This is a genomic window from Bacillus mycoides, assembly GCF_001757995.1.
Lineage (GTDB): Bacteria > Bacillota > Bacilli > Bacillales > Bacillaceae_G > Bacillus_A > Bacillus_A mycoides_B.
This window is the reverse complement of the sequence record NZ_LXLV01000032.1, coordinates 22,765-35,572: the sequence shown is the minus strand read 5'-3', so window position 1 is coordinate 35,572 and position 12,808 is coordinate 22,765. Positions and strand designations below refer to the sequence as shown.

15 protein-coding genes and 1 pseudogene are annotated in these 12,808 nt (G+C 31.4%); 9 read left to right on the top strand and 7 right to left on the bottom strand.

What is annotated here, in order from left to right; translation table 11 throughout:
* Positions 1-549, bottom strand: a complete 549-nt coding sequence (locus tag BWGOE10_RS12565) for a hypothetical protein (protein ID WP_070142636.1) — start codon at positions 547-549, stop codon at positions 1-3.
* A 390-nt stretch (positions 550-939) separates the two neighbouring features.
* Here BWGOE10_RS12565 and BWGOE10_RS12560 point away from each other — a divergent pair, with 390 nt between their 5' ends.
* The gene (locus tag BWGOE10_RS12560; RefSeq protein WP_070142883.1) at positions 940-1,491 is read left to right on the top strand and encodes a GNAT family N-acetyltransferase; all 552 of its coding nucleotides are present in this window, start codon (positions 940-942) and stop codon (positions 1,489-1,491) included.
* 42 nt (positions 1,492-1,533) lie between these two features.
* Here the strand turns inward: BWGOE10_RS12560 and BWGOE10_RS12555 are convergent, their stop codons facing one another.
* Together BWGOE10_RS12555 and cspD are read right to left on the bottom strand one after the other, a co-directional pair.
* A complete protein-coding gene (locus tag BWGOE10_RS12555) occupies positions 1,534-1,719 on the bottom strand; it encodes a cold-shock protein (RefSeq protein WP_000286202.1) in 186 nt (61 codons plus the stop codon).
* Between the two features lie 86 nt (positions 1,720-1,805).
* Positions 1,806-2,009: a cold-shock protein CspD gene (gene cspD, locus BWGOE10_RS12550; RefSeq protein WP_002012849.1), complete on the bottom strand. Its 204-nt coding sequence runs from the start codon at positions 2,007-2,009 to the stop codon at positions 1,806-1,808.
* 384 nt (positions 2,010-2,393) lie between these two features.
* On the opposite strand from cspD, the gene BWGOE10_RS12545 reads away from it, so the two are divergent.
* Positions 2,394-3,290: a CPBP family intramembrane glutamic endopeptidase gene (locus BWGOE10_RS12545; RefSeq protein ID WP_070142638.1), complete on the top strand. Its 897-nt coding sequence runs from the start codon at positions 2,394-2,396 to the stop codon at positions 3,288-3,290.
* Complete coding sequence (locus tag BWGOE10_RS12540; RefSeq protein WP_070142640.1) at positions 3,290-3,949, top strand: AAA family ATPase; 660 nt, start codon at positions 3,290-3,292, stop codon at positions 3,947-3,949. The genes BWGOE10_RS12545 and BWGOE10_RS12540 overlap by 1 nt, the downstream gene beginning before the upstream one ends.
* 43 nt (positions 3,950-3,992) lie before the next feature.
* Here the strand turns inward: BWGOE10_RS12540 and BWGOE10_RS29980 are convergent.
* Positions 3,993-4,187: pseudogene (locus BWGOE10_RS29980) on the bottom strand (arginase family protein); the annotation flags it as partial.
* A gap of 364 nt (positions 4,188-4,551) precedes the next feature.
* Between BWGOE10_RS29980 and BWGOE10_RS12535 the strand changes: the two are divergent.
* Entirely contained in the window at positions 4,552-5,325 is a 774-nt protein-coding gene (locus tag BWGOE10_RS12535; RefSeq protein ID WP_070142642.1) for a Cof-type HAD-IIB family hydrolase, read from the top strand.
* A 102-nt stretch (positions 5,326-5,427) separates the two neighbouring features.
* Positions 5,428-6,033 carry a PRK06770 family protein gene (locus BWGOE10_RS12530; RefSeq protein WP_002085644.1) on the top strand — a complete coding sequence of 202 codons (606 nt, stop codon included), beginning with the start codon at positions 5,428-5,430 and terminating at the stop codon, positions 6,031-6,033.
* A gap of 113 nt (positions 6,034-6,146) precedes the next feature.
* Here BWGOE10_RS12530 and BWGOE10_RS12525 read toward each other — a convergent pair whose 3' ends face one another.
* Entirely contained in the window at positions 6,147-7,016 is an 870-nt protein-coding gene (locus BWGOE10_RS12525) for a LysR family transcriptional regulator (protein ID WP_070142644.1), read from the bottom strand.
* Positions 7,017-7,145: 129 nt separating this feature from the next.
* Here BWGOE10_RS12525 and BWGOE10_RS12520 point away from each other — a divergent pair, with 129 nt between their 5' ends.
* A complete protein-coding gene (locus BWGOE10_RS12520) occupies positions 7,146-8,189 on the top strand; it encodes an aspartate-semialdehyde dehydrogenase (protein WP_070142646.1) in 1,044 nt (347 codons plus the stop codon).
* An 82-nt stretch (positions 8,190-8,271) separates the two neighbouring features.
* Here BWGOE10_RS12520 and BWGOE10_RS12515 read toward each other — a convergent pair whose 3' ends face one another.
* Complete coding sequence (locus tag BWGOE10_RS12515; RefSeq protein ID WP_070142649.1) at positions 8,272-8,703, bottom strand: hypothetical protein; 432 nt, start codon at positions 8,701-8,703, stop codon at positions 8,272-8,274.
* A gap of 340 nt (positions 8,704-9,043) precedes the next feature.
* Here BWGOE10_RS12515 and BWGOE10_RS12510 point away from each other — a divergent pair, with 340 nt between their 5' ends.
* Together BWGOE10_RS12510 and BWGOE10_RS12505 are read left to right on the top strand one after the other, a co-directional pair.
* Entirely contained in the window at positions 9,044-10,168 is a 1,125-nt protein-coding gene (locus BWGOE10_RS12510) for a C45 family autoproteolytic acyltransferase/hydolase (protein WP_070142651.1), read from the top strand.
* A 57-nt stretch (positions 10,169-10,225) separates the two neighbouring features.
* Positions 10,226-10,495: a hypothetical protein gene (locus BWGOE10_RS12505; RefSeq protein ID WP_410254630.1), complete on the top strand. Its 270-nt coding sequence runs from the start codon at positions 10,226-10,228 to the stop codon at positions 10,493-10,495.
* 304 nt (positions 10,496-10,799) lie between these two features.
* Here the strand turns inward: BWGOE10_RS12505 and BWGOE10_RS12500 are convergent, their stop codons facing one another.
* Positions 10,800-11,000: a DUF1657 domain-containing protein gene (locus BWGOE10_RS12500; protein WP_070142656.1), complete on the bottom strand. Its 201-nt coding sequence runs from the start codon at positions 10,998-11,000 to the stop codon at positions 10,800-10,802.
* 1,115 nt (positions 11,001-12,115) lie between these two features.
* On the opposite strand from BWGOE10_RS12500, the gene BWGOE10_RS12495 reads away from it, so the two are divergent.
* Positions 12,116-12,667: an AarF/UbiB family protein gene (locus tag BWGOE10_RS12495; RefSeq protein ID WP_070142658.1), complete on the top strand. Its 552-nt coding sequence runs from the start codon at positions 12,116-12,118 to the stop codon at positions 12,665-12,667.
* Positions 12,668-12,808: the final 141 nt, after the last annotated feature.

Sequence of the window (12,808 nt, the reverse complement as noted above, 5' to 3'; positions counted from 1 at the left end):
TTATTTCACATTAATTGAAAGCTTTTTATGATTGGCTTTATTCTCTTTAATAGTTAATGTTATTTTTCCGGATTCTTCAAAGGAGTATGGTGAGAGTTGATAAAGTTCTTTAATATTATGTTCTTCTTGTAATTTATTTGTAGGTATTATTGTTATATTAGGCTTCCATGTTTCCTGTTTGCCTGAAGGATAGTCTACTATTATTTCTGGATTATTTAATTGTATTGTTTCCCAAGAGACAAAATACAGTTCAACTTCTGCATCTTTTTTTAGTAATTCTTTTGAGAAATAACCAAACTCACCAACATTACCGAAAACAGTAAAATTTTGATTTTGCAATTTAATATCTAAATACCTAGGTTGATATGTTGCTGCGTGATACATTCCGTATGAAAGAGAGAGTGTGGCAGCGATTAATATACTAACTGAAAATGTCTTAAAGCTATTTCCTTTAAAACTAGTCATCATAAATGAGTTTGGCGTGAATTTTTTTGCGAATAAAAAAATGAGTAAAATGAGCAAGAGGGATAAGCCAATGAAAATATACATAAAGTTTAAGCACCTCCAAGAGAAAAGGAATTTTCTATTTCTATATTTTAACATGAATGTATGAATCAGGAGTGTTTTTTAGAGGGGATATTAAAAATACACCGAAATTATATAGAATGATATGTCGAGTGGAGTGATGTAGATGATGAATAAACAATCTATTTTCATAGTGAAGAGTAGAAAGGGATAACTGGATGGATTAGGAGTGTTACGTACCTTTGAGGCGACACAAAAATTATTTGACGATTGGGCGTTAGTTGCATATAAATAGAAAATGAGGAAAAGCGTCGCTAGAAATGTTTGATTTGTGGGACATTGAGGACTTTCCTAATTATAAATACTTTTTCTGCTATAATAAATTAGTAGAGAGAAAGGAGTGATCCTATGGTTATGGCATTTCCTATATTAGAAACGGAACGCTTGCGCTTAGTTGAAATAGAACAATCTTATTGTCAAAAAATATATGAAATATTCTCATTGGATGAGGTAACGTGTTATTACGGTATGAATTCTTTTACTGAGTTTGGACAAGCTTCACGTATGATTGAATCTTTTTCGAAAAATTACTTTGAGAAAAAGGCAATGCGTTGGGGGATTGTATTAAAAGACACAAATACTTTAGTAGGAACAATTGGATTAAATAATTTACAACTTTGGAGTAAACGCTCAGAGATTGGATATGATTTGCATCCTCGTTATTGGGGGAATGGTTATGCTTCTGAAGCTGCTCGAGAAATTATTACTTATGGATTTCGAGATTTAGGTTTATTTAGAATTGGAGCTATTACATATCCTGAAAATATAACTTCGTGTAATATGTTATCTAAATTAGGTTTTCAACAAGAAGGGCTGTTACGTGGATACATTCATCAAGGAAATAAACAACATGATGCATTAATGTATTCTATTGTACGAACAGATGTAGAGGGTATTCATTATTAATAAAAAGCCCCTCTTATTTTAAATAAGAGGGGCTTGTAAAAATCAACCTATTTTAGGTAATAAACGTTCTCCGCTTTTCATACTACTTTTACATAAAGGGCATTTAGGCTCTTCTTCAAATGAAAAGTTCTTTCTCATCCATCCTAAACAATCCTCTGATTCACATTCCCAAACAGGGGTTTGTTCTGGTGGTACTTCTGCTACATCGTTCTTTCGATTGCGATACATGTAACCACTCCTTTTATGTAAAAAATTTTAGTTATATATTAAAAAGGTTGTTAACCGAGCTGGTAACAACCTTTTTATTGTTTGAATTATAGCTTTACAACGTTTTTAGCTTGAGGTCCGCGGTTACCGTCTTCAACTTCGAAGCTAACTTCTTGACCTTCGTCAAGAGATTTGAAGCCGTCGCCAGTGATAGCTGAGAAGTGAACGAATACGTCGCTACCGTCTGCAACTTCGATGAAACCGAAACCTTTTTCGCTGTTAAACCATTTTACTTTACCTGTTAATGTCATGGTAATGCCTCCTAAAATTTAAAAAGATTACAATATGATCGGCCTTATTCGATTGAAAATAAAAGTTCACATATTATCAAAAATCCATAAGGAGTACAAAACATTCCTGATTGATACTTGATAATATGCAAAGAAAATATATTGTTAAATTGACCTTAATTACTATCTTACAACAAATGGTGGGAAATAGCAAGTGCTGGTAATACCAGTGAATGATTTGGGCGATAATGGTAAAAGACACAAAGACATCTCTTTTATTTATATATTATTCCTAATCTGAATTTATTCCAAACAGAAATCATTTATATTAAAAAGTATGTTTAAGGGAAACGGTATATATATTTTAAGAATACAGATGATCACAATAATAAGGAGGATAGAATATTGCTAAATAAACAATTTAAAATAATTGAAGCAGCAAAAGAAGGGAGAAGAAAAGTTCATCCTGTTTTCGCTGTTATACTTGCTATTGTATTTTTGACTTTAGGTGAATTATTTATGTTATTTATGCTGTTTTTACCGAAAACAGAAACAACCTTTATGAAGGCAATTTATAGCAATATTGAGATGATATTAACGTTTGGCGGAGCTATATTTTTTGTTTTTTTATGGATTAGATTTGTAGAGAAAAGATCATTTTCATCAATTGGTTTTTGGAAAGATCAATGGATTAGAAAATATTTGAGAGGTGCTTTAATAGGGTTTGTTTTCATCTCAATACCAGTAATTTTGCTCTTATTAACAGGTAATGTGAAATTACAAATGCAAGAAATTACGGAAACCGCTATATTGGGTATTGTAGGATCTTTAGTTGCATTTTTAATACAAGGTGCAACTGAAGAAATTGTTGTACGAGGTTGGTTATTCCCAGTTCTCTCTGTTAGAAGCCGTATATGGATTGGGATTGTTGTGACGTCTTTTTTATTTGGTTTTCTTCATTTACTTAATCCAGGTATTACAATTCTTTCGATATCGAATATAATATTAGTTGGTGTATTTGCAGCTTTTTACGTATTAAAGGACAGTAGTCTTTGGGGGATTTGCGCATGGCATTCCGTTTGGAATTGGGCACAATATAACGTCTTTGGTTTTGCAGTTAGTGGCATGACGATATATTCTACACCACTTTTTAAACCTGTAACAAATGGCAATGAAGTCCTTCATGGAGGCTCATTTGGGATTGAAGGTAGTATTATTACAACAATAATGCTTTCTATCGCTTCAATTGTTTTATGGAGACAGTTATGGGGGAGAAGAGCGAAACAACGAGATTTTAGTTAATGAAAGTGGGAGAAACTATGGGGATTATAGCGTTTGAGGGAGCGAGTGCTGTTGGTAAGAGTAGCACATGTCGTGAACTAGAAAAAAATTATGGTGCATACATTATACCTGAAGTGAATTTTTTATTTGAAAGACCAAAAAATGAACATAATACATGGTATTTTGAAAAACAAGTAGAGCGCTGGAATATAGCGATGCAGAAATCACAGCAATATAATTTAGTAATACTTGATGGGGACATATATCAGCCACTTAGTTATAATTGGTGCTTTCATTTTGATATATTTAATCAACCGTTATCTTTAATAGAAAACTTTTATAAAGAAAAGATGATAAATAGGGAAATTGGTTTTCCGGATCAATATTTTTATTTGTACACGAATGATGAAGAACTTCGAAAAAGGAAAGAATCTGATGAGACGAAAAGAAGAAGAAACTTTGAAAAGCATTTACATATATCAAAATCGTTTCAGCGTTATTATGAAAATTTAAATACCATAACGGACGGGTACTGTAAATTGATTGAAGCGAAAAGTGTAAAGTCGAATGAATTAGAAATTGTGAAAAGTTTAAACAGCTTGAACGTGTGTGAAGAAAGACGTTTTGAGGTTTCGAGGTTAAATGCCATTACGAAGTGGTTAAAAGAGAACCGTGCATAAAAAACAACGAGTGCCTTATAAGGTACTCGTTGTTTTTTATGCATATTGAATATGTGAGTTTATATATTGATTTTAATATTTGTAAGTTTGATTTTTCATTTTTCTTAATAGCATTTGTATATTTAGGTAGAAAGAGTTGAGAAGGATAAACTGGTAGTTCACCACAAACATCGATACCATAAACAGAATTATTCATAATGAGAGAATGAATACATTTTAAAAGTGTAGATAGTTTCATCAAAGTTTAAAAATGTTAAACCGCCATACAATAAACTCATATTTATTCATCTCCTTTAAATTTTAGGCTAGCATATATTTTTATAAATTTAAAACGAAATGCTTAGAGTGGAATTAGCATTTGAAAAAGACTGTGTTTTTTGACGGAATAATCTTTCAATTTACAAAGAAAAGAAATACAATATAAGGAAATGCATATATGATTCAGGAAATAGAAAATATGCAATAAACGAAAATGAATTCCGCTATTTGCAGGAAATTAGACTCAAAATTCAGCGGAGGTCAACTACCCGTAAAAGCTCGATTGGTTCAACAAATAATCGATGCTTCGAGTTATAACTTGTGAAGGAGGAATAAATATAAGCATGAAAAAGATTATTATTTCAGATCTTGATGGGACTTTATTAAGAAGTGATAAAACAATTTCAGAGAAATCTATTAATATTTTGAGGGAATGTAAAAATAATGGAGACGAATTGATTTTTGCTACGGCAAGGCCTCCAAGAGCTATAAATCAGTATATTCCCAACGTGTTAAAGAATGAGATTATCATTTGTTATAACGGAGCTCTAGTTCTTAAAGGTAATGATATTTTATATGAAATGAAGATTTCTAAAAATGATATTTTAGAAATCATAGAAATAGCAAAAAAGTATAATCTTCATCAGATTTGTCTTGAAATAAATGATAAGCTGTACTCAAATTTTGATGTTACTGATTATTTTGGTAATGTGCCGTGTGAAGTCATGGATATAAGAGAATTAAACTTTGAAAAAGCCTCTAAAGTAATTGTTTGTACTAATGGCTCAATAAATAAGGAGTTCACTAAGGAATTGCCTGATGAGTGCAAGGCAGTCATTACAGATAACGGAACATTGTGTCAAATTATGCATACGAATGTTTCAAAATGGAATAGCATTCAGCATGTTCTACAGCACTTAAATCGAGATGTATCTGAAGTAATTGCGTTTGGAGATGACTACAATGATATGGAAATGATAGAGAAGTGTGGGATTGGCGTAGCGATGAGCAATGCTGTTGAAGAATTAAAATCCGTCGCTAAATTTATTGCCAAAAGTAATGATGAGGATGGAGTTGCTACATTTCTGGAAAGTAATAGTTATATTTATGTTAATTAGTATGAAAAAATGAATTGCAGTAAGTTGCGAAAAAAGAGAAGCTACATCTGTTTTTAATAGATAGAAATTATGAAAAGGGCTATGTGGGAGGAAACAGGCGAGATGAAAACATTATTTAAAATAATAGGAATTATAGCTGGTATGGCGGTAATCGGGGTAGGTGTAACGTATGGTATGCTGTATTATCTGAATAATAGTAAACCAGCTGCGAAAAAGGCATCACCAGCCGCTCCGGCAGTAGAAGTGCTAGCTGATAGTAATGTAAAAGCCGAAGATGCAAAGTTGTTAGAAAATGGAAATCACTCATTGCCGAATAGTGGTTTTAATAAAAATTTCAAATGGACAGATGAGAACATACAGACAGCATTACATGAAATGGCACATCAAAAAACGAAAGCTGATCAAAAATGGGGTTATATTTTTATTACACAAGAACGTATTGAAAGTTTACTTGAAATTATAAATAGTAATGATGTTGCACAAAAAAGTACATATGTGGATATTTTAGAACGATGGAAACAAGGAAAATATGAAAAGGTTGATGTGGACCACAACAAGATTTGGAAATTGCAAAGTGGGAATTTAGGAGAAGGGAAAGGAGTAATGTCAGAAAAGGAGCAAAAAGAATTAATTAATCAAGTTTTTATACAAAAAGGTACATATTCGGGTAGTAAATTAATTGCAGGTGAGGTACAAGCTAATAAATAATATACATATTGATTTTGAAACACCTTTACTGTTATGAACACAAATGTTTTAACAAAAATGAGTAATTGCTTTTTAGAGCAGTTACTCATTTTTGTTATTACTCGCTTACTTTTCTATTTTATTCTCTCTAATAATGTAAGAAACGATTGTAAAACTGGTGATATCCATCTAGATTTATGATAGATTACGTGGCTTTGAATGACGGCTGGAGTTTCGATGGGCTGAAAACAGAGTTGTTCTTTTTGATAACTTTCTTGTACAACGATGTAAGGGAGAATAGAAATTCCTAACTCACACATAACGGATTGTTTAATGACTTCAACATTGGAAGTCTCAAATGTTTTATTAGGATTTCTTCCGCTTTGACGTAAAAAACGATCTACCATTGGTCTATAGCCACAGCTTTGTTCTGTAAATATAAATTGAGTATCTTGTAATAAAAGGAGTGGATCAGTGTTTGAAGGGAAATGAGCAGGGAAAATCCATCCAAATGTTTCATTACATAAATTGCACGTAATAAAATCATTATGCTCTATACTTTCTCCAATTATGAAGATAACATCGGTTTCTCCTTCATGTAGTTTTTTCAATGCTTGCTCATTGGTATTTGTCTCAAGTACGATATTTACTTTCGGATTTTCCTGTTTGTAAGTACGTAATAATTGTGGTAACCGATACACTGCCAATGATTCGTTAGATGTAATAGTCAATGTTCCTTCTAAATGGTCACTATTTTGAGGGATTTCTTGAGCTTTTTCATAAATAGCAAGTAATTCTAATGCGTACGGATGAAATTGATGACCTGCTTTTGTAAGAAGTACTTTTTTGCCTAATCGATCGAAAAGAGGAATGTTTAAATCGTTCTCTAATGCTTTAATATGCCCTGTAACAGTAGATTGCGCATAACCTAACGCATGAGCAGCTTTGGAAAAGCCACCATATTTAACAATGGCGCAAAATGTTTTAACATGTCTCATTTCCATAAATGATACCTCTTTTATTATCATGATTTGTGAACGATTATATCATGTATTTCAATTTTTCAAATCATTAAATTTCTTTTAAAATTAAGTTGTGGAGAAATTCATTCAAGCGATATTGGAGGAGAAAAAATGAGTGAAAAAAGCTATCATGTAGCTGTAGTTGGGGCTACAGGTGCAGTAGGACAAAAAATCATTGCATTGTTAGAGAGAGAAACTAAATTTAATATAGAAGAAATTACATTACTCTCGTCAAAACGATCTGCTGGTAAGATAGTACAATTTAAAGGACGAGAGATTAAAATACAAGAGGCAAAATCAACTAGTTTTGAAGGTGTAGACATTGCCTTTTTTAGTGCTGGAGGAGAAGTTTCTAGACAATATGTAAATCATGCAGTTTCTAGTGGTGCAATCGTAATTGACAACACAAGTGAATACCGAATGGCACACGATGTACCACTCGTCGTTCCAGAAGTAAATGCACATACTTTAAGGGAACATAAAGGGATCATTGCAGTTCCGAATTGCTCAGCACTACAGATGGTAACAGCTCTTCAGCCAATTCGAAAATCATTTGGTTTAGAACGAATTATTGTTTCAACGTATCAAGCCGTATCAGGCTCAGGAATTCATGCGATTCATGAATTAAAAGAACAGGCTAAGTCAATGCTTACAGGTGAAGAAGTGAAGAGTACTATATTACCTGCGAAAAAAGATAAAAAACATTATCCAATTGCATTTAATGTATTGCCGCAAGTGGATATATTTACAGACAATGATTTCACATTCGAAGAAGTAAAGATGATTCAAGAGACGAAGAAAATTTTAGAAGATTCAAATCTGAAAATGGCAGCTACTTGCGTCAGAGTTCCAGTTGTATCGGGGCATTCTGAATCGGTTTATATTGAGCTTGAAAAAGAAGCGACCGTTGCAGAAATTAAAGAAGTACTACTGAATGCACCAGGTGTTATTTTACAAGATAATCCTAGTGAACAAATTTATCCAACGCCATTATATGCAGAGGGTAAAAGAGATACATTTGTAGGTAGAATACGTAAAGATCCTGATACATCAAAAGGATTCCATCTTTGGATCGTTTCTGATAATTTATTAAAAGGTGCTGCTTGGAACTCCGTTCAAATCGCAGAGACATTGGTGGAAAAGGGAATTATTTAGTATAGGTTAAAAAACTGGGGAACCGTTTATGATTTCCCAGTTTTTACTTAATGATTATTTTCTTTATTTATTTCAACCAACTTTAATTTAAATTAGTCTTTATTGAATTTTTATAAATATCCACTTTATGTGCAGTAAAGCGTAAGATTTTGGATTCTTCATTAACTGTAAGGTTAATAATAATTGATAACGGTATTTTGACCTTTTTCACAACATCTTCTATAGCAATATACTCATCTTCTGTTACGTTATAATAAACAACAGAACTAATTAATACCTCGTCAGTTTCAATATCAATTTCACACATCATAGGGAATTTCTCGCCATTATTTAAGAGTAATTCGCCTAGTACTATTGAACCGTGTAACTCTTCTGTAAAATTAGTGATTGTAGTAGGTTTCACCCATGTTTCATCATGCTCTTCGTTTTTTTCTTCATCTATTGCCCATTCCCATATTGGGTTTTGTTTTAGGTCCTCAATAGTTAATTCATCAATTGGTTTGCAATTACTCATAAATATATTCTCCTTTTGTTCTGATAAATAAACTATTTCTCTTTAATGAAACGATGTGACTATTTATCACTTACTTCAAAATAATTTTCTTAATTTCATGAATTAGATAATTGCGTATAAGTAGGTTCAATGTAGTGTTTTGCTCATTTGATATCAAACTAATTTATTATGAAACTCTGTTATTACGGTAATCTTAACAAGACTTTAGTTAGTCAGCAAATCATTATTAGTTGAGATTTTTGAAAAGGGATGACGTGAAGGGAAGATAGTGAAAAACATCAAGAATGAATAAAGTTCATTTGGTATGATATGGATATATTCAGCGTGAGGGGGAATTATAATGTATCAAGTAAAGGGGTATTTTTCATCGTTAAGAGGAAGCCATTATGAAATTGGAAAACAACAAGGGGAATTCGTGAAACAACATCCGTATCTCATCCCACAATTTATACAGGAAGAAAATTTAATATCGGATAACCAATGGACAGAATCTAGAAATGTACTAAATAAATATTGTCCAGGAATAAATGAAGAAATTGAAGGGTTTTGTGAAGTATTAAAAATCCCTTCTAAAAAAATGATGTATTATTATCAAACATTATTAAAAGCAGGTTGTAGTCATTGTGCAGTATTACCTAAAAAGACCGATTCAGAGCATACATATGTATTAAGAAATTATGATTTATCACCAAAAATTGATGATATGCGTTTTTGCTCGACGCATGTTGAAGGTGCGTATGCACATAGCGGTTTTTCTACTCAATATTTTGGCCGAACAGAAGGAGTTAACGAGCATGGATTATCTGTTACATTTTCAGCATGTGGCCAACCAGTAGGAAATATTGCAGGTTTAAGAAAACCAATGGTGAGTGGTTTTCAATGTTTTGCGGTAATTCGAGTAGTGTTGGAGAAATGTAAAAATGTGCAAGAGGCTAAGTCATTAATAGAAGAAATGCCAATTGCAAGTAATATTAATATAATTGTAGCTGATTCTTTAAACGCAACGCATATTGAAATATTTGATGGGCATAAATCAATAACAATAATGGAAGATGACAGTCACGCTTTTATTGTATCAACTAATCATGCGGTTAGTTCATCCATTCAAAAATTAAATAATAGAAGACTAGAACAATCAACTAAGAGATATCACATTTTACATGAGCATTTAAATCGAAATGAAAAGGTGAGTATGGAGTCTTTAAAAGGATTAGTAGAAGAAGAATATCCTGCAGGGCTGACAGTACATAATTATGAAGAATGGTTTGGGACTTTGCATTCTGTATTATTTGATTTACATGATTGTACAATGAATATTTGTTTTGGATCGCCACTTTTAAACGATTGGTATTCATTGAAAGTTGGAGAAAGTCTTCCGTTTTCTGAGATGAATGTGGACTTTAAAAATAAAACTTATACTAACTTTTGGAGAGAAGAGAAAAATGATTTGATTCCTAAAAGGTAAAAAGGTACGTAGGAATAAGATGGTAACATAAAGTGGAGTGGAAATATATTGGAGGGGATGTCATTGTTTGAAGTTATATTACCAATTGTTATTATTCTTGCTCTGGTTATCTCAATTTATGTTACTTATAAAAAGAGAAAAAGAGCAGGGATAAAAGGATTGAAAAGTTCATTAACTTCTATTTGTTGTTTTTTAATTGCAACCTTAAATTTGTTTGCATATTGGCTTCATTTTGGCGGTATTATTACTTGGCTATTTTCAATCGTATTATTGCTAGTTGGGGCATATTTTACAAAATATTTTCCAATATCCAAAAAGGTACACTAAAATTTATACGAGTTTATATGTAATGTTTTATTTCACATACAAATCTTTAATTTCTCTACACATAGCCTTTAAAAAAAGAAACAATCTCTACTATAATTGACATTGTATGAGCTTAAGTTGATAGCGATGTGTTTGTACACCACATCTATCAACTTAAGCATTTTTTCGTTTTGGGACACTTATTTCTCTTATCTTAATAGTGATGTGGTGAGGCCTATTAATTATAATCATCATTTTGATAATTGTTATCTAATCTCAGCACTCTTCCATGTGAACGATATTTTATGTGAAAGGTATTATGTTTTTACTTATACTGAGGCTCTTCCTGTTCAATTTGCTGAAGTCGAGGATTTAAAGATTCAATAATTTCTTGAGTTTGTTGTGCTGCACCTATATATAATTGTTTTGCTTGCTTGTTATCAGTATCAAGAACAAATCCTTCTAGGCATGCTTGAGCACTCTTTAATCCAGCAATAGTTTGTTTAAGTTTAGTGATTACAGTCATGTAATATTCCTCCTTGTAAATGTACTTCAAAACATAGAATTCCTCTTTTGTTATCATAGTACGATTTCCAATTTTAGGGTTATGTGAATGGGAAATTTTACAGTTAATCATTCAAAGAAGGATTTTTTAGCTAATAAATGCATGGAATAGCTTTGTCCCAATAACAAAAGAAAAAGAGTACATATTTAATATGTACTCTTGAAAAAGGAAATCTATAAGCGTGATAGAACATTATATGCTTGTCGCGTTTAAAAGTTCAAGGAAATCAATAAAATCGTTATTTATTAATAAATAGAAGGAACACATGTATTCAGCTCATGTTAATATATGTACTTTCATATGAAGGGTAAGAAGAAAAAATAATTATGAAGCAAATATCATACTCTCTAACTTTATAGATTTAGGGAGTTGGTACAACAGCTATACTAAGGATTTATTTGTAAAATATCAAAAAACTATAAGGATGTATTCATGTAAATATTGGTAATGGAGAGGCTGACCAACAAAATCCTTATTTAATATTGAAATGAAAAAAAATGTACAAAAATTGTACATGTCTATATAAAACCTATGCCTTGTCTCTGTAAATATATGTTTGTTTTATGAAAATGTTGAGTACCTTTGAAAAAATAAAGAGTACTTTAAAAGGTACTCAACAACTAATACTGAGGTGACTATGATTATTATATGTACGTTTCCAATGAATGAGCATTTTATTAAAAATCTCTAATTCATTATATTAAAATACGAAAATGAATATCAATTGAGATCACACCCTATACCTAATCATAGTGAAAGTGACGAGTTCACATTATACAGAAAGGTAATAATTATAGTTTTTCGAAACATGAGATTAGCGAAGGGGTTCAGATAAAATTTAAAAAATATAAAAGAAATCCTAGTGGTCTGAAATCAAAAGCAAAATATTATCTTTAAAGAGAAAGTAACATCTTGATATGAAATTGTTTTTAAAAATCTCGATACAAAAAACATTACAAAAATAGTTATTCAAATAAAAATACATACTGGTCTAGGTTACATATGTAAGTGATGAATCATAGAATGTGAGATGAGACTACTGCAAAATCAAGAAAAACTTATGAAGGAGCTATAAAATGAACAAATACTTTAATAAAAGAAAAATAAGTAGAAGAGATTTAGTGGAATATAAGCTCATTGGAGACGGAAAAGATGGAGAAGTATACCAATTAAGCCATGATAAATGCGTAAAAATATTTTTCCTGGAAGAAACTCAAAAAAAAGAGTTGAGAGCTCTAGTAATTGGGCAATCATCACCTATTATTCCAAGACTTTATGGATATGGAGAAAATTATATTATCATGGAGTATATACAAGGAATTTCACTTGCACGTCACTTGAAAAAAGAAAAACAAATTACAGAAGAACTAACTGAAAGGATATTAATAATGTTGGATGAATTAAAAAAGATTGGATTTACTAGGTGGGACACGGAAGTAAGACATGTGTTAATAAATGAAGAAGGCCAGTTAAAAGTCATTGACCATAAAAGAGCTTTTACTTCAAATAGTGAGGTTCCTACGAAGTTGTTAAAAGGGTTTAAGAAATTTGGACTATCACAAGATTTTCTGAACTATGTGAAAAATATACGTTCTTCTGTTTATAATAGATGGGCGGAACATCGATAAAAAACAGATTATCCTGTGTATAACGTTTTTATATTGAAACTTTCATTTGGCTTCTTAATTATTCCCTTCTAAAATTCATTATAAAAATGAATAAATATACATGTAAATCTTAATACAAGCTTATTTTCTCTCTCTTTTTGC

Bases quoted from the DNA above. Each gene is read 5' to 3' on its own strand.
- BWGOE10_RS12535 (WP_070142642.1), top strand. From the start codon at position 4,552: ATGAAAAAGATTATTATTTCAGATCTTGATGGGACTTTATTAAGAAGT.
- BWGOE10_RS12540 (WP_070142640.1), top strand. From the start codon at position 3,290: ATGAAAGTGGGAGAAACTATGGGGATTATAGCGTTTGAGGGAGCGAGT.
- BWGOE10_RS12505 (WP_410254630.1), top strand. From the start codon at position 10,226: ATGTCATTGTTTGAAGTTATATTACCAATTGTTATTATTCTTGCTCTG.
- BWGOE10_RS12560 (WP_070142883.1), top strand. From the start codon at position 940: ATGGCATTTCCTATATTAGAAACGGAACGCTTGCGCTTAGTTGAAATA.
- BWGOE10_RS12520 (WP_070142646.1), top strand. From the start codon at position 7,146: ATGAGTGAAAAAAGCTATCATGTAGCTGTAGTTGGGGCTACAGGTGCA.
- BWGOE10_RS12510 (WP_070142651.1), top strand. From the start codon at position 9,044: ATGTATCAAGTAAAGGGGTATTTTTCATCGTTAAGAGGAAGCCATTAT.
- BWGOE10_RS12555 (WP_000286202.1), bottom strand. From the start codon at position 1,719: ATGTATCGCAATCGAAAGAACGATGTAGCAGAAGTACCACCAGAACAA.
- BWGOE10_RS12515 (WP_070142649.1), bottom strand. From the start codon at position 8,703: ATGAGTAATTGCAAACCAATTGATGAATTAACTATTGAGGACCTAAAA.
- BWGOE10_RS12565 (WP_070142636.1), bottom strand. From the start codon at position 549: ATGTATATTTTCATTGGCTTATCCCTCTTGCTCATTTTACTCATTTTT.
- BWGOE10_RS12530 (WP_002085644.1), top strand. From the start codon at position 5,428: ATGAAAACATTATTTAAAATAATAGGAATTATAGCTGGTATGGCGGTA.
- BWGOE10_RS12500 (WP_070142656.1), bottom strand. From the start codon at position 11,000: ATGACTGTAATCACTAAACTTAAACAAACTATTGCTGGATTAAAGAGT.
- cspD (WP_002012849.1), bottom strand. From the start codon at position 2,009: ATGACATTAACAGGTAAAGTAAAATGGTTTAACAGCGAAAAAGGTTTC.
- BWGOE10_RS12525 (WP_070142644.1), bottom strand. From the start codon at position 7,016: ATGGAAATGAGACATGTTAAAACATTTTGCGCCATTGTTAAATATGGT.
- BWGOE10_RS12495 (WP_070142658.1), top strand. From the start codon at position 12,116: ATGAACAAATACTTTAATAAAAGAAAAATAAGTAGAAGAGATTTAGTG.